We start from the raw sequence: 19592 nt of genomic DNA, 5'->3' as shown, positions 1-19592 counted from the left end.
CCTGATTGGTTCTGGTGCAAAAATAGTGGGGTATGAAAAAAGCAAAAGATTCCTAGCGGAATTGAACTTTATGCCGTTAAACCAAAGAGATCATTGATAAGATATATCTGCCTTTGGACAGACTTCTCCCCTTGGAGAGTTTGTCCTTTTTTGACCATATGCATAGCTTCTATTCCAGCAATCATTTTTTTAGCTGTTTGCAATGAGTTCAATCCAATCATATTCCAAATACGTTTTTTGATAAACCTGTGGTCTTGTTCAATGATATTGTTTAAATATTTTTTCACACGAAGTGGCGTACTGTGTGGTATACACTTTTCTTTTTTTAGTTCACGTATCGCAACAGGATAGGCTTTATCTCCATCAGCAGTTATCGAACGAGGTTTTGTGGCATGACAAGAAGCCAAGGCTTTCTTTAGAAAACACTTGGCAGCCTTCGCATCTCGTTTACGACTTAAATAAAAATCAATTGTGTTTCCTTCGGAATCGATCGCACGATATAAATACATTTTCTCCCCTTTAATCTTGATGTATGTTTCATCAACTCTCCAAGAATCATTCGTGGCTTTCAAATGTTTTCGAACTCGCTCATTTAATTCTGGTCCATATTGATGAACCCAACGCATAATGGTTGTATGGGCCACGGATAAACCTCGTTCCTCCATCATTTCTACTAAATCACGAAAACTTAAGTTGTACCGCAGGTACCAACGTACCGTTAATAAAATAATATCTGGTTGATAATGTTTCCACTTAAATAAGTTTTCTTTTTCCATACTGATCACACACCTTTTAAAGTAGTAGTACCAGTATGGCCAAGCTTAAAAAAAACATTTCAAGCATTTTGGGATTTTTGCACCAGAACCATAAATAACCATAATAATAAAATTCTTCACTTTGTATGGAGTTTTTTTCAAGTTGGCATAAATACAAGGTTTGTTTATCTGGTGGATTCATAACTACCTTATTGAATTTACCAATTTTTTTGCGCCAGAACCTTTGCATTTGATATGATAGAGGTATCCAACACGTAGAAGAAAGAGAGGAATATTCATGACAAACCGGGTCAATTTACGGATTGATTTTGCCTTTAAACAACTCTTTGGCACCAAAGGAAATGAAGACATTTTGATGAGCTTTCTCAATGCGGTCTTACAAAAATCATTAGTGTCACCGATTACAAGTCTATGGCTTGACGATCCACATCTTCATAAAGAATACAAAGAGGATAAGCTATCGATTGTAGATGTGCGGGCAACACTTGGGACAGGCGAACAAATCAATGTGGAAATTCAATTATCGGATAAACATGATATGCGGAAGCGTTCTCTGTACTATTGGGCCAAGTTGTATACTTCACAGATGAACGAGGGCATGCCCTACAGTCAGCTGCAAAAAGCGATTACAATTAATGTGTTAGACTTTGTGCTGTTTCAAACGCAAGAAAGTTTTCGAACAATGGGGACATTGTGGGATGTTGAAAAAGAATTCCGCATTAGTGATGAGATTGAAATCCATTATATTGAGTTACCAAAACTCGTCGCCCAGTGGCGAGATGCACAAGTCAATCCTTGGCATGATTCGTTAGTTCGTTGGTTGTTACTGTTATCCGCAAATGAAGATCAGAATCTAACGGATACCTTGGAGGCGATTGGGATGGAACAAGATGAAACGTTGCAAAAAGCGATTCAGAATTGGGACAACATGAGCCATAATAAGGAATTTCGCCGTGCGTATGAAGCAAGAGAAAAGCTCTTGTTAGATGAAAAAGCGGCAGTTGCACATGCGAGAGAACAAGGACTAGAACAAGGTAGAGAAAAAGAACGCGCTCAAATTATTAAACAGATGCATGACAGTGGTATGACTGCCGAAGTTATTGCTACTATCTTAAAAATGTCTGTAGAAGACGTACATGACATCCTTCTTTTATCGTAAGCAAACAGAGGGCAGAAAAGGCATCCTTTGTTGGACTTTTTAAGTGTCCACGATTCGGGATACAGTCCAAAACAAAAGGTCTGTAATTTGCGCTCATTCTCTTTTGACCACACCATCAAAATATAGTAATGTGCATCTATGACCTTTACCTGCTAATTAGATAAAGCAGGTTTTTCTCCTTTCCTCATTGTGTAATCTAAAAACAAATGGTTTATTCGTTCTCTTATTCACTCACCTAAACGGTTACAATCCGCACTTCATAATCACATGAAAAGATTCTAGCGTGAGAAATCTATGTCTTTTTTCGGTTCTGTTGCAAAGTTTGAAAAAACATAAACCCATTTACAAAATACGGTTATCGTTTAAGCAGTTCTGAATAATTGCTGTAATTCATTGTACGTCGAAAAAACGAAGTTTGGTTGCTGCAAACTTCGTTTTTTCTTATATAAAGCCTGAATCATTTCGATTCCTTTTATGGTACGTGAAGCATGACGGATGCTTTGAAATCCCTAAGATTTGACTAAACGTCGTTTTACATGCCTATGATCCTGTTCAATGAGATTATTGAAATGTTTGACGGTACAATGCTTCGTATGTGTGTAAAAATCATCTTTTTGTAATTTTTTGAATGCACAAAGTAAAGCAGGTGCCTTGTCTGTTGTAAGAACCGTTGGTTCTCCAAAATATTTTATCAGTCTTTTCATAAAGGTATAAGCAGCTTGATGATTACGTGTTTTACGGAGTTGTAAGTCCAGTGTATGTCCATCACTATCAATGGCACGGTTATAGGTAACACCATTCTCCTTTGACCTTGATATACGTCTCATCTAAATGCCAAACAGGGTGTGCTGATTTGTTTTTCTTCTTCCAAATTTGATAGATCAGATTGCCATATTCATGGACCCAACGCATGATGGTTGTTGGATGAACGGAAACACCACGTTCTTTCAAGATTTCAGATACATCCCGATAACTTAAAGAAAAACGACAGTAATAGCCAACGGCTACTAAAATAATGTCTTTCTTGAACTGTTTTCCTTTAAAATATCTCATGTATCATTCTCCTCAGCACATTTTCCCTACAGTTTATCCTCATTTAAAAAACTTTGCAACAGAACCATTTGTTGATATTGGTAGTTTACGAGTATCTTGTTTTCGAGCTAATAAATCTTGATCAATATATTTTTTGACTGTATTCCGTGACATACCAAGTTCTTTTGCAATGGTACGTTGGCTTTTTCCGTTTTGATGAAAATCAATTAAAACTTTTTGTTTCTTCTCCAAACTGATCACTTCTATATCCTCCTAACTCTATGAAATTAGGATTATTCTGATATAAAAGTGGCTCACATTTCAACTGCGATTGTGGCTCAGTTTTAGATTAACAAAAGCACATTTAAAATCCACTGGTTTTGTCATCATCCTACACGTCCCTTATTTATGAATATTACTAGTGTACACAATAACAGTATTTTTTGCACCAGAACCTATATATGCCAATTATGAAGTGCCATAAAATCATTCCTCCGATAAATTTTAATTATTTCTTATATATAGAACGCATTAAAGATTTTTGAGATATTTTGTCGAATTTTATTAGATATTCAAACTGAATATTGTTAAATTGATAGGAACAAAAGTTCATTTGAGTTCCATTCTTAAGTTGAGGAGCATGTGTGTTTTTCTTTAGTCCCTTTCTCTTTTAAATTCCTCACATATTCAACTTTCACAAGATCTGAAAAGGACACATATTTTCCTGTTGCAGAAGACCCTACAAATGTCTCCTCAATTGGATGCCAAATGATAATATATGTCCTTTCTTGGTAGTACACTTCATCAAATTGTCTTAACCCAATACCATTCTTATCATGCTGATTGATAGATATGGCTCCTTGACTTAATTTTTGTTGAAATTCACTTATATTCATTCCCATATTATGTACCCCTTTCGTGTGTCCTGCCTTACATATATTTGACATCGCAGGCATCCCCCCTTTTTTGTAACAGGTATAAATTTGATGTTTTTTCAAAAATACTTTACTTTCTTGTTATATTTCTCAATCATATATTCGCACAGTTGATAAAAATGGTTCTGATGCAAGAAGTATAAATCACTTAAAAACAAAGGATAGAATATGGAATTTCAGAATTCATCTTGTTATATATGTGGCATATTGTATTCTTGATTCAGTTTGTTAGCTATATTTTCTTTTTGCACCAGAATGTATCACAATAATTGAGGAACTTCAAAAGATGAACGATTTATGCTTAAACCTACACTTTTATTTTTTATCTATTATTTTTTGAATATTTAGTTTTTTATACTTATAACATATAACAATCACACGTCCACAAGTACCCCGCTATTTCTATATGGATTTTGTAGTGAGTAGATATATATGAGTTATAATTATGCATATTTTAAAAATGCAGTAAAATCCTGTCGAATAATATGTGTGTACGTTTTCTATGCGTAGAAGATAGACTCTGAACTGTAAGAGTTTCTTACATAAATAAACGAGGAGGTTAGAGCCTGTTTATAGTCTTATCTTTTTATTAAAATAGCGAGAAATCCTAGGACAACCATTTGTTTACTTGTTTCTAGTTTTCTCTCTACATTTTTGAACAATCGTCTGTATTTTTCTAACCAAGCAAATGAGCGCTCTACGATCCATCTTTTAGGGATCACTTGAAATTGATGCAATTCGGACCGCTTGGCAACTTGTACTTCAGCATTCAATAGCTTTTGAATTTCTTTTTGAAACTTTTCTCCTGTGTACCCACCATCCGTGAGGATGGCTTCTATGGTTTCTTTCAATTCAGGATATTGCTCGTACATTTCGAGTGCGCCTTTTCGATCTGTGACATTGGCAGTGGTAACATGGATTGCATGGGGAAATCCAAGAATATCTACACTGATATGTCGTTTAATACCAGAAACTTTCTTACCACCATCATAACCTTTTTGTTCAGCCGTATCTGCATTCTTAACACTTTGGGCATCGACAATATTAAAGCTAGAGCTTTTGGGGCGATTCACTGCTTCCCTTATTTGCCCAACAATTTTTTTAATAAGGTCTCTAATAGACTACTACCTTCGGCATTGGATTTACTCCATTTTGCATAGTAGCGGTAAACATTTTGCCATTTGGGATAATCTTTTGGTAAAGCACGCCACTGGCAGCCTGTACTCAGAACATAGAGTAGTGCATTGAACACATCATAAAGGTCATACTTTCGCGGACTTGTGCGTTTGCTAAACGTTTCTAGTTCCTCACGAATGATCTCGAATTTTTCACGGCTGATATCACTTGGATAAGACATACACTCATCTCCTGTTTTTGCATACATCCTAACATATTTATAAGACTATAAACAGGCTCTTAGAAACATGAAACAAACGAAACTAGTAGCAGGGATTGTATTAGCGACCACAATTGGTTTAGGTGCTTTTTCTACAACGAATGTAAGCGCTGCTGAAGTAGAGAAAACAAAAATGGAGAATGTGGGTGTACAAGTAGATGGTCATGTCATGCAAAGTACGATGAAAGTGAATCAGTCGTATCTGTTAAGTGGTGAAGTTGTAACCGTCATTCATGGTAATTCTCAACATATCAAGTTAAAGAGAAAAGAAATTCGTTTTACTCAACCAGGGACGTATGTGATTCAAGCAAAAGGTTGCTTAGGTACCATTGATACGTATCTATTTAAAATCACAAAATAAAGCAATTATTTAGGGACATTGTTTTTTATTCTACAGTCGATTTTTAATTGGCCTATTGTGATCAATTAAAAATCGACCTTCTGTAATCATTAAGGGATGCTTGATATAAGAATCTTTTTCAGCATACAGAATAGAGGAGGCAAGTATTTTGAAGAAATTCACGTTACTTTTTGTTAGGAAGAAAAATGTTGATGATAATTGGTATACAAGTAGGATTTAGTCAAAATCATAGAAGAGATAGCTGATACTATTTTTATCCATAGAAAGATTTATACAGTAGAAAAACAACAACCTTGGGCAGAGGCGGTTGCTATTTCAAAAGGGAAAATTATAAATGTAGGGAATAATAAAAGTGTATATTCCTATGAAGGGAACAAGACAAAAGTGATTGATTTGAAAGGAAAGGTAACTATTTAGTTTACTAAAAAACGCAAGACAAAGAAAGGAATTTTTTCGTTATGAAATTCCTCTCTAATTAGTTGATACATGTAAAATCCATGCTTCCTTCACGAATGAATTGTTCTAGTGTGTGGAATACAGGTTTTCCTTGTTTTTGTGCGGTTTGAATGAAACTTCTTGTTAAACAAAAGATACGCGCACCTTCTTTGGTACGAAACGTACCAGATACTTTTTGTTTTACTTTTGCCATCCGAATATCTCGCTCCGCTTCATTATTATCAAATGGAATATCAGCATGCGTGAGAAAGCCTAAAATTGCATCTTTATCACGCGCAAAGCGATCCAATAGGTTTTTGGAAGGAGATTGCTTTGAACGCTTTTTGGATGTGCTTTTTTCTATCGAGTGAGGATGACACTGGGCCCCATCCTGCAGGATGGCTTCATACCGGTACTCAATTTCGAGAAGGTCCCACAATGAAAGCTTTCCCTCTTTCTGTTCTTTGACTTGTTTCGCATCAACCAATAGCTCTTTCATGTCTTTTGCCCATTTTTCAGCAGTTTGCTCATAAATACCTTGTAAATCCCGCAAAAGATGAGCGTTACATAAAACATGTTGGCACTGTTCATATCCAGAATAGGCCGCAAGACCATCATGAACCGCGATTCCTGAAAATGTGGGTAGGACACCAATCTCATTCGTGGCCTCTCTTCCACGTTTTGCATGTGTTACTTGAAGGTTTATCTCTTTTGTACTCATGGTATGTATCCACTGTAATTTTCGGTTCACACGAACTCCCGTTTCATCAAAATGAACAATGCGGGATTGTAACAAATGCGTTTTCGCTTTTTCTTCAAAAATATTCAAGCGCTTCCCGAATGTACGGTTCATATGAACCAGTGTTCCCTCGCTGATGGTATGGCCAAATTGATCACGGATATAGGCAGCTGTACGGGAATAAGAAAGCATCTGGTAATTGATGAGGTATACCACTAATGCTTGTATACGAGGACCATATTATACGGATTTGGTTACATGAGGTGAAAACTGTCCTTCTTCGAAAGACAGGCAATGGGAACAAACTTTTCCTTCCGCTTCTAATTGTTGTATGTATACGGTTGATTTGAGATGTTCCTCCATAAAAAGGTTTTTTACCGCTTCCAGACCCATGTGATAAGAATGAGAAATTTGTTCTGTATGCATAAACAGCATGCCTCCTTTCATTTTTATTATTAGTATGAGCGAAGACATTGAATGCTAAACTATGAATTCATAAATATCAATAATACTAACGGACTAAGCAGTTACGTCTATAGACATGAGTATTTATTATAAAACCTGTATCGTTCACATATGTATAATAAAAAAGAGTATGATATAATCTCGTGCAAATTTTTGTAGAAAGATATAGGGGGGAGCACGCATGAATATTTTTTCATTTCGATATATTCTGTTAGTTAGTACTTTTGTTCTATACTTAAGTATACTATGTTCGGTTTTACCTGTAACAGTTTCAGCAGAAGAATCTGTTCCTGTAGATGCCTTAGATGTTAAAAACTTAGGAGTTATGGGTAATGGGATCACCGATGATACTCTGAACATCCAATCAGCTATTGATACTGCTTATAGTCTGGGAAAGAACTTATATTTTCCCACTGGAACATATAAAATTACTGGAAATTTAATTCCTAAGAATGGTGTTAGTTTCCTTGGGAGTAAAAATGATATAACAATTTTCGATGCGAGTAGTCAATCCTACTTTGTCAAAATAATGGATACTGTAAATGAAGTTAAAAAAGTACAATTCAAAAATATTGTATTCATAAATATGGGAATTCATTTTTCGGGAAAACTTAAAGGAGAGGATGATGTCCTCTATTGTGCTTTTATAGATGGAAAACCATCGTCTTCGAATGGATTAGAATATTATCTTAACTTTCAACATGGAAATTACAAGATTCATTCAAATGTTTTTTTGAGAGGAAATAATTATCCTGGTTTCGGAATTACTTTTTATAAATCTATTAATAGTGAGGTTAAAAACAACTATTTTGGTGGAATTGATAAATGGGATTATGCCAATCCGATGCTTACCAGTGATGTGAAAAGTGTATTACAAAAACTCTACATATTATATGCAAGGAAGAATCTTGATCCCGCAGAAGAGCAGGGAAATTTCAAGACAGCAATAAATGGAATTAATTATGATCAAAACTTAAAAATACAAAACAATTTTATTTGGGGAAACAAGGGTGGACTCTGTAACTCTGCCGAAACTAGAGATCATTCGCTGTATATCAAAGGATATACAGGTCTAGAAATCGTGGGAAATTACATCCGAGGTTGGGAAACAGACCCATCAGGAGGAATTAAAATAAGAAATGGGAAAAAAGCAACGGTAGTTTCCAACTATTTGGATGACCATGCATTACTTCTGTACGTATATAATAATCATGAAACGCTAGAATTATCTAATACATTTATTTACAATAATTATTATAATAGTAAAACCAATTATGGAAAATGGGGAAGTGGCATGTCTTATGGTCAGAATTTTCCGGATTCACCAAATCAAAAAGCAACTCTTAAAAATAATATCTTTTATAGAAATAAATTTTCCAATCAAAATGATCAAATACTGTTCTGGAATCAGATACCTAATCAATTTCAATATAGGCAAAACGTTTATACGCAGACTAATCAATTAGTTAAAGTAATAGGTAATCCTGGAGAAACAGATGAACAAAGCATCTTGAGGCAAGCCCCTGAGAATTTTAGTGAATTACAATACATCCCTATTCCATTATATTCTGAAGGAGTACTTGCACCTTAGATTTGCATCTATTCATTTTGTTTTCGTAAACGACGAGCATAAATACCCAGTCCTAAAAAAGTGGGTTTTCGGATTTTTTTGATTGCTTACGCTCTCTTGAAAGCGGCGTGATAAAAAAGATATCAAATTTTGATATTATCCCCTTAAGGTAGACAGTGTAAAAAAAACATGAACAAACATGGATGTTACACTTCTACTTGGAGGGGATTTTATTATGGTTAAAAAAGGGCTACATTTCAAACTTATTCAGATAAATTAAAGATACAAGTTGTAGAAAGCTTTTTAAATGGTGAGAGTAGCCAATCAGCTATATCGAAGAAATATGAGCTTAAAAGTAGAACACAGTTAATGGATTGGGTCCGGAAATATCAAGAAATAGGCGGTATTTCCGATTCACGAGGAAAAAGCAGTGGTAATAAGAACTTTCCCTCCCTTGAAAGGTCGTCCGCGTACGAAATTCGATAGTATGGAGGAAGAATCGGAATACACAAGGTACAGATGGCTTACTTAAAAAAGCAGAAGCCAATTCCAAAACCGCAAACAAAATGAGGTACTTGTCACAGACATCACTTACTTGCCATTCAAAGGTAATTCCCTCTATTTATCGGTCATCCAAGACATTTACAATAATGAAATCGTTGCTTGGAAACTCTTACATCGCAATGAGTTACCACTTGTTCTAGAAACACTTGATTTAGCAATACAAAAAAGAGATGTGTATGGAATCATCATCCACTCAAATTAAAGATTCCAATACACATCTCATGCTTATCATCGTACGTTTCAACAGCTAGGTGCCATCGGCAGCCACTCTCGCAAAGGAAACTGCCATGACAATGCTTCATACATCTATCATTATAACAACACACGATTCTAAAAACGTCTCAACCGTCGAGCTCCGATTGAATATCGAATCTCGATGGCTGCATAGTCTTTTTTAGCGTCTGTCTACTTGACAGGGATAAGACCAAACTAAGAATTCTGCCAACACCAGATAAAACTTATCCATCATCTCTTCAGTCTTTTCGCATAAAATCGGATTCTTTTAGAATTCTGTCGATTTCTTTTCAACTGTGACTATGTTTGCACTAGAACCAAACTTTCCAACAGAGCCCAACCAGACCTGTTGTTGGAACAGGTCTGGTCTTCTTCTTTAACTATTGTATGCTTACGTCATCGAAATATGTCGTTGTTATGTTCTCATCAGCCCAAAAATCTCCAAGTCGAATACTGTTAAAACTTGTAACCCCTGTAGTCGAAGCTATGAGCGTCCCGTCGATATACATATTAACTCTGGCTCCTGAAGTATAATCCCACTTAAATTCATGCCAGCCGGTAGTCCGCTTCACATTAATCGCCGTATAGGTACTTCCTAGACGATAGAAGTAGTTCGTCGCTGAAGTCAACGTTTTTACCCCGATGCCTCGTAAGGAAGCACCGTCGTCGACAAAGCCGACCACCTGCATCTTTGTCACTGTAGCTGTGTCGTAGAACCACATGGAGACGACTTTGTTATAGGAAGAATTGAAGGTTTGTTGGATTGCATCCATTTCCTCGTTAATGAAGTAGCTGTTCGTTCCGGAATGCGTTTTGACGGAGCTGAACGATGGCGTGCCTTTATCCGGTACCGATACCCAGTTACCCAGACCGGACTCAAAGCCGTCGAACGCATACATCTACTGGTAGATTGTCGAATCCAGAATGAGCCCTGCGTCATCGCCATAAGCTTCCCCTGTCGCGGACGTTTTTTTGAAATAAATTGTGGCGCTTGTGTTCGTAGACCCGGTCTTAAATGAGACTTTGACAAATGTCCAGGTGGAGCTGGAGGAGGAAGTGGAAACGTCCGTGCCGCCGTAATCCCTTACACCGATCGCAGCCGTTTCTCCCGCCGGCGATCGCAGCCAACCTCCAGCAAAATAATTCGTATTTGGCTGGAGACCCGTAATCGTTTGTTCAACGCCATCGACGCCTCCACTTAGTTTTACACCATATGCTTGAGATCTGGACATCCCTGCATTCTCCGCTTTCCCCCAGTGGTTGTCGTGAACGACAACAGCGTTTCCTGAGTCCGTCGCAGTCCAGCTCGACAGGTTTCCGTATTCGAAACCACCATTCACAGCCAAGTTCATGTTCGGCGTCGATGGCCTTGAGTAGGTAGAGTTTGGCGGGCTTGAAAAATTGTGGCCTACAGTCCAATCCGTTCCTCCGTACTCATAGGCTCCGATGTCCGGCGCGCTCCCCGCATACCCATCCGTAATGCCCGGGATGACAATCCCTGTATCCTTTGCCGGCGAGGTCGACAGTAAATGGTAGTTATGGTTTGTTTCATCGACAAAGCCTGGCAAGTGCGTCACATCGCTCCCATGTGTGGTATATGCCGTCACCTCCGGGTCATAGCCTTTGATAATATTGTTGAAAAGCCGATCGCCGTACATATCCGTTGTAAATGTATTTCCCCAAGCCTGTACGGCAACCGCATTCGTGTAGGCTGTGTTGTTATAAACCAGATTATATTCTGAAGGAATATTGAGCTGCATGCCTGAATTATTCCACATGACATTATGATGAACAATAAAATTATTCGTGTAATTATCCAAATAGATGCCCGGATTAGTGGAGGTTGCTTTGTTATCATGGACATAGTTATGATGAATCTCCGTGTTCTGTCCGTCCACATTCGGTCCGTAAAGCATACCCAGGTCATTCGTCATCCATCCCGCATTATAAATGTTGTTATATTGTATTTCATTTGTGCTCATCCCTGTGCTAAAATAAACCGTTACGCGTCCCGCATCTGACACCGTATTATGACTGATCAGACTGTTTGCACCCTGCAGATTCACTAGACCTTCCCAGTTCGGCACATAGCCCCCGTCGTGAATGTAGCTGTTGATCACGTTATTATGGGATCCTTTGACGGTAACAAGACTTCCGGAGCTGTATGCAAGCTCGCTGTTCCTAAGTTCATTGTAGCTTCCGTTCAGAATGAAACCGAGATTCGATTGCTCGCTAGCCGAAGTGTTCAGCTTGTTATGCGACACGTACTTCGCCACGATTCCATTTAGAACGATATGGTTCGATGAACTGTCTGTCAAAATCGTTGCAGCAGTTGTTTGAATCCCATTGATCATTATAAAAGATTTACCGGAAAGATCAATGGCAGTGCTGCGACGTTTGGCTTCAACTATATGGCTGGAAGGATTGTCACCTCCTGGTGTCCAAAGATACAGCTGGGAATTGGAGGAGTCATACCACCACTCGTTCTTGGTATCAAGCGCCGCTTTGATACCGGACAAATAATATTTGTTTCCTGATTTTGAGTTATATGAAGAGCCGGTTCTATATAACGATCCAAATGTAAGTTTCTTATTGACCGAGTCGTAAGCGGTGACTGTGGACGTTTGAGCAATCCAGCCGCTGCCACTAGTGATCCAAATCGTTGCTCCATTCCAGAAATTGTCGCCGCCAGGGAGGGTCGTATCTACAACGTGGGTAGCATCTGACCCTGATTGTGCAGATGACCGTGTTGGATTTAGTAGCGTCCCAGTTTGATTAGGCCACCTAGCCTCATCCATCATCACTCCATCTACAAACACTTGATTGCCTGCTTTGAGGCTCCAACTCATTGGCGCTTTGTAAATGCTACCGTTGTCCAGCGACCAACCCGTTACAACATCGTTGCCGCTTACGATAACCGTTTCACCGTTATAACTTTGGTAAGTGATCGGGTTTCCAGATGTGCCAGAATTGGCTGGTATGGCGGTTTCCCTATAAGTACCGCCGCGAATATATACGGTATCACCCGCTGAAGCAACGGAAGCTGCATGTTGAATCGTTTGGAATGGTGTACTGAGCGACGTGCCGTTATTAGAATCACTTCCCGTTGTGGCGACATAATAAGTTGTCCCGGTAGCTTTCACGATTTTCCCAGGAGGTGCAACAAATAAAAACGAGATAATCGAAACACTTAGCATCATTTTCATCAACCTCAAATTCCATGCTTTTGCGAATTTGCTCATTTATTCCCACTCCTCGATTGAATGTTACATAATAGAAATTAAGATATTAGGTGAATAAAGTTAGCTTGGTCCTTCGGAATGTTATAACTTCTCCCTTTCTTTCATCTTCACGGCTCCACGGGTCGTTCCTGGATAGTAGTTGAAAGTCTGTTCATGTTTTGGTAGCATTACCAGAAGCTCAGCGTACACGTAATATCTCTTTTTGTAGCATATCTCCAATATCTTTTACTATCTTTGCGGATTCACTATCTTTTGGAACTTTTTCGTTTATGTGAATGTCGAAATGCAGAGTGTGTTCGTTTTCTTTTGGGAAAATAATTTGACCAATTTCTCCTAAAGTTTCATGGTAGAATATGTACTGAAAGCTCGAGTCACTTAATTCTTTCCGCACCGATATTCCGTCGGGTAATAAAAGCTTCTCACCATAAATCGTATTTGATTTTTCGGTGGTAGCTTTCTCACAAAATAGCTCTGTGATTTTTTGATTTATCCCTATCATTATTTCTTCCATAAGAAGTACATCCATGCCTTGTGAATGGGATTGATAAAATAAAATAACTTCTTTTAAATCTTCATATACAGTTATAATTTCTTTTTTTGTAACCATTTCAATTTCTTCCTCATAGTCCATCATCATCATAACAAGCATTTGAACATCTTCATAGATACCGACTACAAGTGTATCTAGTACATTTTGTGAAATAGTTGTCATTGTATTAACCACCTTTGTTTTTTGTGAATATACTCTTTTTTAGTTATTGGTGAGTGAACCAGCTGCTATTACATCCTCATAATTGTTTTATAAAATGCCTCCGCTTGTTCTTCTCCATGCTCTAATAAATTCATATATTCATTAAAAAAATCATGAATAAGGGAAACTTGATGTTCTTTCAATTTCATATGATTAAATACATACGCAAGTCCTTCTGCAGCACTATCATCATCGTTAGGACACTTACCCATCCACTTTTCCCACATGACCAATGCACGTTCAATACACTGTTTATCCGCTGCAAAACGTTCGTATTCCCATTTCATTAACATATACTTGCCCCCTTATTCTTCTAGCATCTCTTCATAGGTACTCTTATAAAAATCAAAGAGTCCCTTGTCATCTAAATCTTGAAGCAATCCTTTCATTTCTTTCATTGTTAATTTTGGAGAAAATCCAGTCACAATAGCTGTTAACTCTACTCTCTCCGAATAGTAGCAAATATAAGCAAGTTCATATTCAGTGAGTTTTTGCATACATTCTCCTTTCTACGCATACCACTGCTTCAAATATTTTAGTTGCACTATTGTGTTAATTTTACAATGATAGCGCTATATTGAACATCCTTAATAGGATTTATGCATTTGATAAACATATTGACCCTACAGTCATAAGGATATGGGTTCTGTTGCAAAGTTTTTCAAATAAAGCTAAGCTGTAGGGAAACTGTGTTGAGGAGAATGATACATGAGATACTTTAAAGGAAAACAATTCAAAAAAATATTATATTGGTAGCCGTCGGCTACTATTGTCGTTTTTCTTTAAGTTATCGAGATGTATCGGAGCTCCTGAAAGAGCGAGGGATTTCTGTTCACCCAACAACAATCATGCGCTGGGTTCATGAATATGGTAATTTGATTTATCAAATTTGGAAGAAGAAAAATAAATCAGCACACCATGTTTGGCATATAGATGAGACTTACATCAAAGTGAAAGGAGAATGGCGCTATCTGTATCGTGCAATTGATGGAGATGGGTATACTCTAGACATTCAACTTCGTAAAACACGTGATCATCAAGTTGCCTATATGTTTATGAAACGACTCATTCAAGCTTTTGGAGAACCAACGGTTCTCACAACAGACAAAGCTCCTGCCCTACTTTGTGCGTTCAAAAAACTGAAACATAACGGTTTTTATGTGCATACGAAACATTGCACCGTTAAGCATTTGAATAATCGCATTGAACAAGATCATAGACATATCAAGCGACGTTTTGTTAAATCCGCAGGATTTCAAAGTCTTCGCCGTGCTTCACGTACCTTGAAAGGAATCGAAACGATTCATGCTATATACAAACAAAAGAGAAGTCACATTCCAGACTTCTCTTTTTCGACATACAAGGAATTACAGCAATTATTCATAGCTGCGTAAACGATAACCGTATTTTGTAAGCGGGCGTATACCTTTTTTGAACTTTGCAACAAAACCATTTTTTCTTTATATTCCCGATTGTTTTTGGATAAATCCTTGATAATATCTCTAATCGTGGAAGAGTGAACGATAGGATATAATGTATCTTGAATGATTCCATCGGGATGATCAATGGTTGCTTGCAACAAGTTTAAAATATGTTTATTTTTCCCTTGCACCTTTTCTAATTCCGCTACTGCTTCTTTACGTGTAGTATTCATCGCTTTATTTTCAAATTTATGTGTAATTTCATCTAATAAATCTGCTAAATTATCAATAATTTCAGACTGACGATAAGAAAATAAGATAGCCAGTAGGGTATAACGAATAGGTGCAGGATTCGCACGTAATTCTGTTATTGTCTCAGTCGCTGCACGTATTTGGTACTTTGTGATTAATTTAGGAGGTAAATGATGAAATAGACCATCTGGGATGTGAAGGTGACGAATAGTTAGTAATTTTTTAAGCTCTATCTCCATGGTAGCAACACTAGGTTTATGGGGGGAAGATAGCAATTGTCGAAAAGTTATAATGTTTTGGTCTTCTTTGTTTCCTTCTTGATAATCATGGGATTCCAATAGATTATCTATATGATGACAAGTTTGAATGGACAGTTGCTGGTAAGTTTCTTGATACAACTTTTGTTCAAATGTATGAATAGCAGAATCAATCATTCGCTTCATACTTCTAATAGAAGGAGGTTCTACTTTCCACTTACGAAAGAGATAATACACTTGATTTATTAAGTAATCGGTATCATGCGTAAAGGCGATTTGTTCTTTTAACCATTGTTCCAGTCGCTCTCCTTCTGTATGAGTAAACTCTTTAAACTGAAAAAAATCTCGAATTTGTTTTCTATGGTAAGTATAGTTTCTTTCTTCTGATCCCCAACGATACTCATCAAATAAATTTGAAGAGAGGTTAAGTTGTTTTGCGATATATTCAATCACTGCTTTTGGAACATCACTTTTCTTTATTGGGAATCTAGCTTCATGCTGAAAATACTTCAATAGAACAGTAAAACCAAGACGACTGGCACCCGTTTTATTACCAATAAGTTTACGCTCGATGTCAACCAAAATAAAATGTTCTAATAGTTCATCTTCTGTCCCATTCTTCTTCATGCCTGTCTCTCCCTTTATATAGAATAGCTATCTATACTTTTAGTTTAGGGAAAAATAAACAATAAAAAAAGCCAAAATTGGCTTCACTTTGATATATACGAATAGATACTTTGCGGTCTACAGCAAGAACCCTGTGACTAAGCCTAAAAAAGATGAATTGCAATAACCTAGGGGCTTGTTTAGCAATGGAACCAAATCACGCAATAAGCATTAGCGAACATTCAAAACAATACCGAAGGTATTAGCTGAATGAGTATGAGACACCGATACCGTACATATTTCAGAGAAATGTCGGCAAAATCTTTTCAAGAGCTAATCTTATTGTTTACAATAAATCACATTGACAAAGATGATTATATTAAATACAGTACTATTTGATAACACAAATCGCCCGCCTCTACGGTTTCAAGGCAGATGGTACCGCATGTTTTAGCATTATTCTTTCCTGGTCCAAGCTGCACGTTAAGAAATTGACCACTTAGAGCCTGTTTATAGTCTTATCTTTTTATTAAAATAGCGAGAAATCCTAGGACAACCATTTGTTTACTTGTTTCTAGTTTTCTCTCTACATTTTTGAACAATCGTCTGTATTTTTCTAACCAAGCAAATGAGCGCTCTACGATCCATCTTTTAGGGATCACTTGAAATTGATGCAATTCGGACCGCTTGGCAACTTGTACTTCAGCATTCAATAGCTTTTGAATTTCTTTTTGAAACTTTTCTCCTGTGTACCCACCATCCGTGAGGATGGCTTCTATGGTTTCTTTCAATTCAGGATATTGCTCGTACATTTCGAGTGCGCCTTTTCGATCTGTGACATTGGCAGTGGTAACATGGATTGCATGGGGAAATCCAAGAATATCTACACTGATATGTCGTTTAATACCAGAAACTTTCTTACCACCATCATAACCTTTTTGTTCAGCCGTATCTGCATTCTTAACACTTTGGGCATCGACAATATTAAAGCTAGAGCTTTTGGGGCGATTCACTGCTTCCCTTATTTGCCCAACAATTTTTTTAATAAGGTCTCTAATAGACTACTACCTTCGGCATTGGATTTACTCCATTTTGCATAGTAGCGGTAAACATTTTGCCATTTGGGATAATCTTTTGGTAAAGCACGCCACTGGCAGCCTGTACTCAGAACATAGAGTAGTGCATTGAACACATCATAAAGGTCATACTTTCGCGGACTTGTGCGTTTGCTAAACGTTTCTAGTTCCTCACGAATGATCTCGAATTTTTCACGGCTGATATCACTTGGATAAGACATACACTCATCTCCTGTTTTTGCATACATCCTAACATATTTATAAGACTATAAACAGGCTCTTAGTAAATCATATTCCAATTGAATTTTTACGCCTGCCGTATTACTACTCCCACCTGACACTTTATAGTTAGTGGCGAAATGATTAGGCAGTTGAAACACTGTCGCATCTAAAATACAGATACGATTGAAACTAGAGATTATGTGTGCAGAAAGCGAGTGATTTGAACAGAGTTTTTGTGTGAGAAGATTCAGTTCATTTGAAATGATAGGATTCATAAAAAACGCCATCCAACCTGTTTTCATTGATCCATTTGCATTTAAGTAGTACCAATTGTTATTTTCTTCCAACCATCCAGTAGACATGTATCAATGATCATTAAAGTAATACCAACTGCCATTGATATTTTTCGTAACTGCTTAGTCCGTTAGTATTATTGATATTTATGAATTCATAGTTTAGCATTCAATGTCTTCGCTCATACTAATAATAAAAATGAAAGGAGGCATGCTGTTTATGCATACAGAACAAATTTCTCATTCTTATCACATGGGTCTGGAAGCGGTAAAAAACCTTTTTATGGAGGAGCATCTCAAATCAACCGTATACATACAACAATTAGAAGCGGAAAATAAACAATTGAAGGAAACTGTAGCATCGCTACAAACGGAAATACAGAAGTTAAAAGTAATTAACCAAAAGAATTCCTCAAACAGCCATAAGCCGCCTTCTACAGATGGGTTCAAGAAACCTCTTACGAAAAGTTTACGAGGAAAAACCGAACGTAAACCTGGTGGGCAAATCGGTCACCAGGGCCATAGGCTTGTACCTGCTAAATCCCCACATCATATTGTTATACATCCCATTTCCCTTTGTTCAAAATGTCAATCTTCTTTAGAGAATGAACAAGTTGTCAGTCGAAAAAACGACAAACCTTCGATGTACCTTCTACCAAAATAGAAGTGACTCAATATGAAGCGGAAGGAAAAGTTTGTTCCCATTGCCTGTCTTTCGAAGAAGGACAGTTTTCACCTCATGTAACCAAATCCGTACAATATGGTCCTCGTATACAAGAATTAGTGGTATACCTCATCAATTACCAGATGCTTTCTTATTCCCGTACAGCTGCCTATATCCTTGATCAATTTGGCCATACCATCAGCGAGGGAACACTGGTTCATATGAACCGTACATTCGGGAAGGGCTTGAATATTTTTGAAGAAAAAGCGAAAACGCATTTGTTACAATCTCGCATTGTTCATTTTGATGAAACGGGAGTTCGTGTGAACCGAAAATTACAGTGGATACATACCATGAGTACAAAAGAGATAAACCTTCAAGTAACACATGCAAAACGTGGAAGAGAGGCCATGAATGAGATTGGTGTCCTACCCACATTTTCAGGAATCGCGGTTCATGATGGTCTTGGGGCCTATTCTGGATATGAACAGTGCCAACATGTTTTATGTAACGCTCATCTTTTGCGGGATTTACAAGGTATTTATGAGCAAACTGCTGAAAAATGGGCAAAAGACATGAAAGAGCTATTGATTGATGCGAAACAAGTCAAAGAACAGAAAGAGGGAAAGCTTTCATTGTGGGACCTTCTCGAAATTGAGTACCGGTATGAAGCCATCCTGCAGGATGGGGCTCAGTGTCATCCTCACTCGATAGAAAAAAGCACATCCAAAAAGCGTACAAAGCAATTTCCTTCCAAAAACCTATTGGATCGCTTTGCGCGTGATAAAGATGCAATTTTAGGCTTTCTCACGCATGCTGATATTCCATTTGATAATAATGAAGCGGAGCGAGATATTCGGATGGCAAAAGTAAAACAAAAAGTATCTGGTACGTTTCGTACCAAAGAAGGTGCGCGTATCTTTTGTTTAACAAGAAGTTTCATTCAAACCGCACAAAAACAAGGAAAACCTGTATTCCACACACTAGAACAATTCATTCGTGAAGGAAGCATGGATTTTACATGTATCAACTAATTAGAGAGGAATTTCATAACGAAAAAATTCCTTTCTTTGTCTTGCGTTTTTTAGTAAACTAAATAGTTACTATTTTTCCAACCTTTAACCATCGTTCCATCTTCGTTA

Annotated in this window: 18 protein-coding genes and 6 pseudogenes; 8 read left to right on the top strand and 16 right to left on the bottom strand. The window is 37.4% G+C overall.

What is annotated here, in order from left to right; genetic code table 11:
• Nucleotides 1-68: 68 nt before the first annotated feature.
• Complete coding sequence (locus tag ACP6L7_RS34525) at nt 69-776, bottom strand: IS6 family transposase (protein ID WP_430529770.1); 708 nt, start codon at nt 774-776, stop codon at nt 69-71.
• A gap of 277 nt (nt 777-1053) precedes the next feature.
• On the opposite strand from ACP6L7_RS34525, the gene ACP6L7_RS34520 reads away from it, so the two are divergent.
• A complete protein-coding gene (locus ACP6L7_RS34520; RefSeq protein ID WP_430529786.1) occupies nt 1054-1935 on the top strand; it encodes an Rpn family recombination-promoting nuclease/putative transposase in 882 nt (293 codons plus the stop codon).
• A gap of 362 nt (nt 1936-2297) precedes the next feature.
• Here the strand turns inward: ACP6L7_RS34520 and ACP6L7_RS34515 are convergent.
• The 4 genes and pseudogenes from ACP6L7_RS34515 to ACP6L7_RS34500 form a co-directional block, all read right to left on the bottom strand.
• A pseudogene (locus tag ACP6L7_RS34515) lies at nt 2298-2988 on the bottom strand (IS6 family transposase).
• Between the two features lie 42 nt (nt 2989-3030).
• Nucleotides 3031-3228, bottom strand: a pseudogene (locus tag ACP6L7_RS34510) (helix-turn-helix domain-containing protein); the annotation flags it as partial.
• A gap of 365 nt (nt 3229-3593) precedes the next feature.
• Nucleotides 3594-3914, bottom strand: a complete 321-nt coding sequence (locus ACP6L7_RS34505) for a hypothetical protein (protein WP_430529785.1) — start codon at nt 3912-3914, stop codon at nt 3594-3596.
• Between the two features lie 566 nt (nt 3915-4480).
• Nucleotides 4481-5259 (bottom strand): IS5 family transposase gene (locus ACP6L7_RS34500; protein ID WP_430528891.1). Its coding sequence is split into 2 segments (ribosomal slippage): nt 4481-4998 and nt 4998-5259, totalling 780 coding nucleotides; the frame shifts between segments, so codons are not numbered across the junction.
• Between the two features lie 67 nt (nt 5260-5326).
• Between ACP6L7_RS34500 and ACP6L7_RS34495 the strand changes: the two genes are divergently transcribed.
• Nucleotides 5327-5659, top strand: coding sequence for a hypothetical protein (locus tag ACP6L7_RS34495; RefSeq protein WP_430529784.1), 333 nt, complete (start codon nt 5327-5329; stop codon nt 5657-5659).
• A 475-nt stretch (nt 5660-6134) separates the two neighbouring features.
• Here the strand turns inward: ACP6L7_RS34495 and tnpC (ACP6L7_RS34490) are convergent, their stop codons facing one another.
• Together tnpC (ACP6L7_RS34490) and ACP6L7_RS34485 are read right to left on the bottom strand one after the other, a co-directional pair.
• Complete coding sequence (tnpC, locus tag ACP6L7_RS34490) at nt 6135-7061, bottom strand: IS66 family transposase (RefSeq protein WP_430529843.1); 927 nt, start codon at nt 7059-7061, stop codon at nt 6135-6137.
• A 12-nt stretch (nt 7062-7073) separates the two neighbouring features.
• Entirely contained in the window at nt 7074-7259 is a 186-nt protein-coding gene (locus tag ACP6L7_RS34485; protein ID WP_430529783.1) for a hypothetical protein, read from the bottom strand.
• 220 nt (nt 7260-7479) lie between these two features.
• Here ACP6L7_RS34485 and ACP6L7_RS34480 point away from each other — a divergent pair, with 220 nt between their 5' ends.
• The 3 genes and pseudogenes from ACP6L7_RS34480 to ACP6L7_RS34470 all read left to right on the top strand — a co-directional run.
• Complete coding sequence (locus ACP6L7_RS34480) at nt 7480-8889, top strand: glycosyl hydrolase family 28-related protein (RefSeq protein ID WP_430529782.1); 1410 nt, start codon at nt 7480-7482, stop codon at nt 8887-8889.
• 261 nt (nt 8890-9150) lie between these two features.
• Nucleotides 9151-9354, top strand: a complete 204-nt coding sequence (locus tag ACP6L7_RS34475; protein WP_430529842.1) for a helix-turn-helix domain-containing protein — start codon at nt 9151-9153, stop codon at nt 9352-9354.
• Nucleotides 9355-9436: 82 nt separating this feature from the next.
• Nucleotides 9437-9634: pseudogene (locus tag ACP6L7_RS34470) on the top strand (DDE-type integrase/transposase/recombinase); the annotation flags it as partial.
• Nucleotides 9635-10046: 412 nt separating this feature from the next.
• On the opposite strand, the gene ACP6L7_RS34465 reads toward ACP6L7_RS34470, so the two are convergent.
• The 5 genes from ACP6L7_RS34465 to ACP6L7_RS34445 form a co-directional block, all read right to left on the bottom strand.
• Nucleotides 10047-10295, bottom strand: a complete 249-nt coding sequence (locus ACP6L7_RS34465) for a polysaccharide lyase family protein (RefSeq protein WP_430529781.1) — start codon at nt 10293-10295, stop codon at nt 10047-10049.
• Nucleotides 10296-10565: 270 nt separating this feature from the next.
• Nucleotides 10566-12908 (bottom strand): right-handed parallel beta-helix repeat-containing protein, encoded by a 2343-nt coding sequence (locus ACP6L7_RS34460; protein ID WP_430529780.1) that lies wholly within the window; start codon nt 12906-12908, stop codon nt 10566-10568.
• 178 nt (nt 12909-13086) lie between these two features.
• Complete coding sequence (locus tag ACP6L7_RS34455) at nt 13087-13620, bottom strand: hypothetical protein (RefSeq protein WP_430529779.1); 534 nt, start codon at nt 13618-13620, stop codon at nt 13087-13089.
• A 68-nt stretch (nt 13621-13688) separates the two neighbouring features.
• Complete coding sequence (locus tag ACP6L7_RS34450) at nt 13689-13952, bottom strand: hypothetical protein (RefSeq protein ID WP_430529778.1); 264 nt, start codon at nt 13950-13952, stop codon at nt 13689-13691.
• A 12-nt stretch (nt 13953-13964) separates the two neighbouring features.
• Entirely contained in the window at nt 13965-14156 is a 192-nt protein-coding gene (locus ACP6L7_RS34445) for a hypothetical protein (RefSeq protein ID WP_430529777.1), read from the bottom strand.
• Between the two features lie 211 nt (nt 14157-14367).
• Between ACP6L7_RS34445 and ACP6L7_RS34440 the strand changes: the two genes are divergently transcribed.
• Nucleotides 14368-15053, top strand: a protein-coding gene (locus ACP6L7_RS34440; RefSeq protein ID WP_430529776.1) for an IS6 family transposase whose coding sequence is annotated in 2 segments (ribosomal slippage) — nt 14368-14395 and nt 14395-15053 — 687 coding nt in all. Because the reading frame shifts where the segments join, the coding sequence is not laid out codon by codon here.
• A gap of 50 nt (nt 15054-15103) precedes the next feature.
• Here ACP6L7_RS34440 and ACP6L7_RS34435 read toward each other — a convergent pair.
• The 4 genes and pseudogenes from ACP6L7_RS34435 to ACP6L7_RS34420 form a co-directional block, all read right to left on the bottom strand.
• Nucleotides 15104-16216, bottom strand: a pseudogene (locus ACP6L7_RS34435) (DUF4158 domain-containing protein); the annotation flags it as partial.
• 497 nt (nt 16217-16713) lie between these two features.
• Nucleotides 16714-17492 (bottom strand): IS5 family transposase gene (locus ACP6L7_RS34430; protein ID WP_430528891.1). Its coding sequence is split into 2 segments (ribosomal slippage): nt 16714-17231 and nt 17231-17492, totalling 780 coding nucleotides; the frame shifts between segments, so codons are not numbered across the junction.
• A gap of 60 nt (nt 17493-17552) precedes the next feature.
• Nucleotides 17553-17741, bottom strand: a pseudogene (locus tag ACP6L7_RS34425) (IS4 family transposase); the annotation flags it as partial.
• A 48-nt stretch (nt 17742-17789) separates the two neighbouring features.
• Nucleotides 17790-17900 (bottom strand): annotated as a pseudogene (locus tag ACP6L7_RS34420) (hypothetical protein); the annotation flags it as partial.
• A 106-nt stretch (nt 17901-18006) separates the two neighbouring features.
• Here ACP6L7_RS34420 and ACP6L7_RS34415 point away from each other — a divergent pair.
• Together ACP6L7_RS34415 and tnpC (ACP6L7_RS34410) are read left to right on the top strand one after the other, a co-directional pair.
• A complete protein-coding gene (locus ACP6L7_RS34415; RefSeq protein ID WP_430529775.1) occupies nt 18007-18450 on the top strand; it encodes a DUF6444 domain-containing protein in 444 nt (147 codons plus the stop codon).
• Nucleotides 18451-18452: 2 nt separating this feature from the next.
• Entirely contained in the window at nt 18453-19484 is a 1032-nt protein-coding gene (tnpC, locus tag ACP6L7_RS34410; protein WP_430529774.1) for an IS66 family transposase, read from the top strand.
• Nucleotides 19485-19592: the final 108 nt, after the last annotated feature.

Source organism: Bacillus silvicola (assembly GCF_050524305.1).
In the GTDB taxonomy this organism is placed as follows: domain Bacteria; phylum Bacillota; class Bacilli; order Bacillales; family Bacillaceae_G; genus Bacillus_A; species Bacillus_A cereus_AT.
The sequence above is the reverse complement of the archived record's forward strand: the minus strand, read 5'-3'. Positions and strand labels throughout refer to the sequence as shown.

What these genes read in the sequence shown, in the direction of transcription:
- ACP6L7_RS34480 (WP_430529782.1), top strand. Translation starts at nt 7,480, where the DNA reads ATGAATATTTTTTCATTTCGATATATTCTGTTAGTTAGTACTTTTGTT.
- ACP6L7_RS34460 (WP_430529780.1), bottom strand. Translation starts at nt 12,908, where the DNA reads ATGAGCAAATTCGCAAAAGCATGGAATTTGAGGTTGATGAAAATGATG.
- ACP6L7_RS34455 (WP_430529779.1), bottom strand. Translation starts at nt 13,620, where the DNA reads ATGACAACTATTTCACAAAATGTACTAGATACACTTGTAGTCGGTATC.
- ACP6L7_RS34445 (WP_430529777.1), bottom strand. Translation starts at nt 14,156, where the DNA reads ATGCAAAAACTCACTGAATATGAACTTGCTTATATTTGCTACTATTCG.
- ACP6L7_RS34520 (WP_430529786.1), top strand. Translation starts at nt 1,054, where the DNA reads ATGACAAACCGGGTCAATTTACGGATTGATTTTGCCTTTAAACAACTC.
- ACP6L7_RS34505 (WP_430529785.1), bottom strand. Translation starts at nt 3,914, where the DNA reads ATGTCAAATATATGTAAGGCAGGACACACGAAAGGGGTACATAATATG.
- ACP6L7_RS34495 (WP_430529784.1), top strand. Translation starts at nt 5,327, where the DNA reads ATGAAACAAACGAAACTAGTAGCAGGGATTGTATTAGCGACCACAATT.
- ACP6L7_RS34415 (WP_430529775.1), top strand. Translation starts at nt 18,007, where the DNA reads ATGCATACAGAACAAATTTCTCATTCTTATCACATGGGTCTGGAAGCG.
- ACP6L7_RS34485 (WP_430529783.1), bottom strand. Translation starts at nt 7,259, where the DNA reads ATGCATACAGAACAAATTTCTCATTCTTATCACATGGGTCTGGAAGCG.
- ACP6L7_RS34450 (WP_430529778.1), bottom strand. Translation starts at nt 13,952, where the DNA reads ATGTTAATGAAATGGGAATACGAACGTTTTGCAGCGGATAAACAGTGT.
- ACP6L7_RS34525 (WP_430529770.1), bottom strand. Translation starts at nt 776, where the DNA reads ATGGAAAAAGAAAACTTATTTAAGTGGAAACATTATCAACCAGATATT.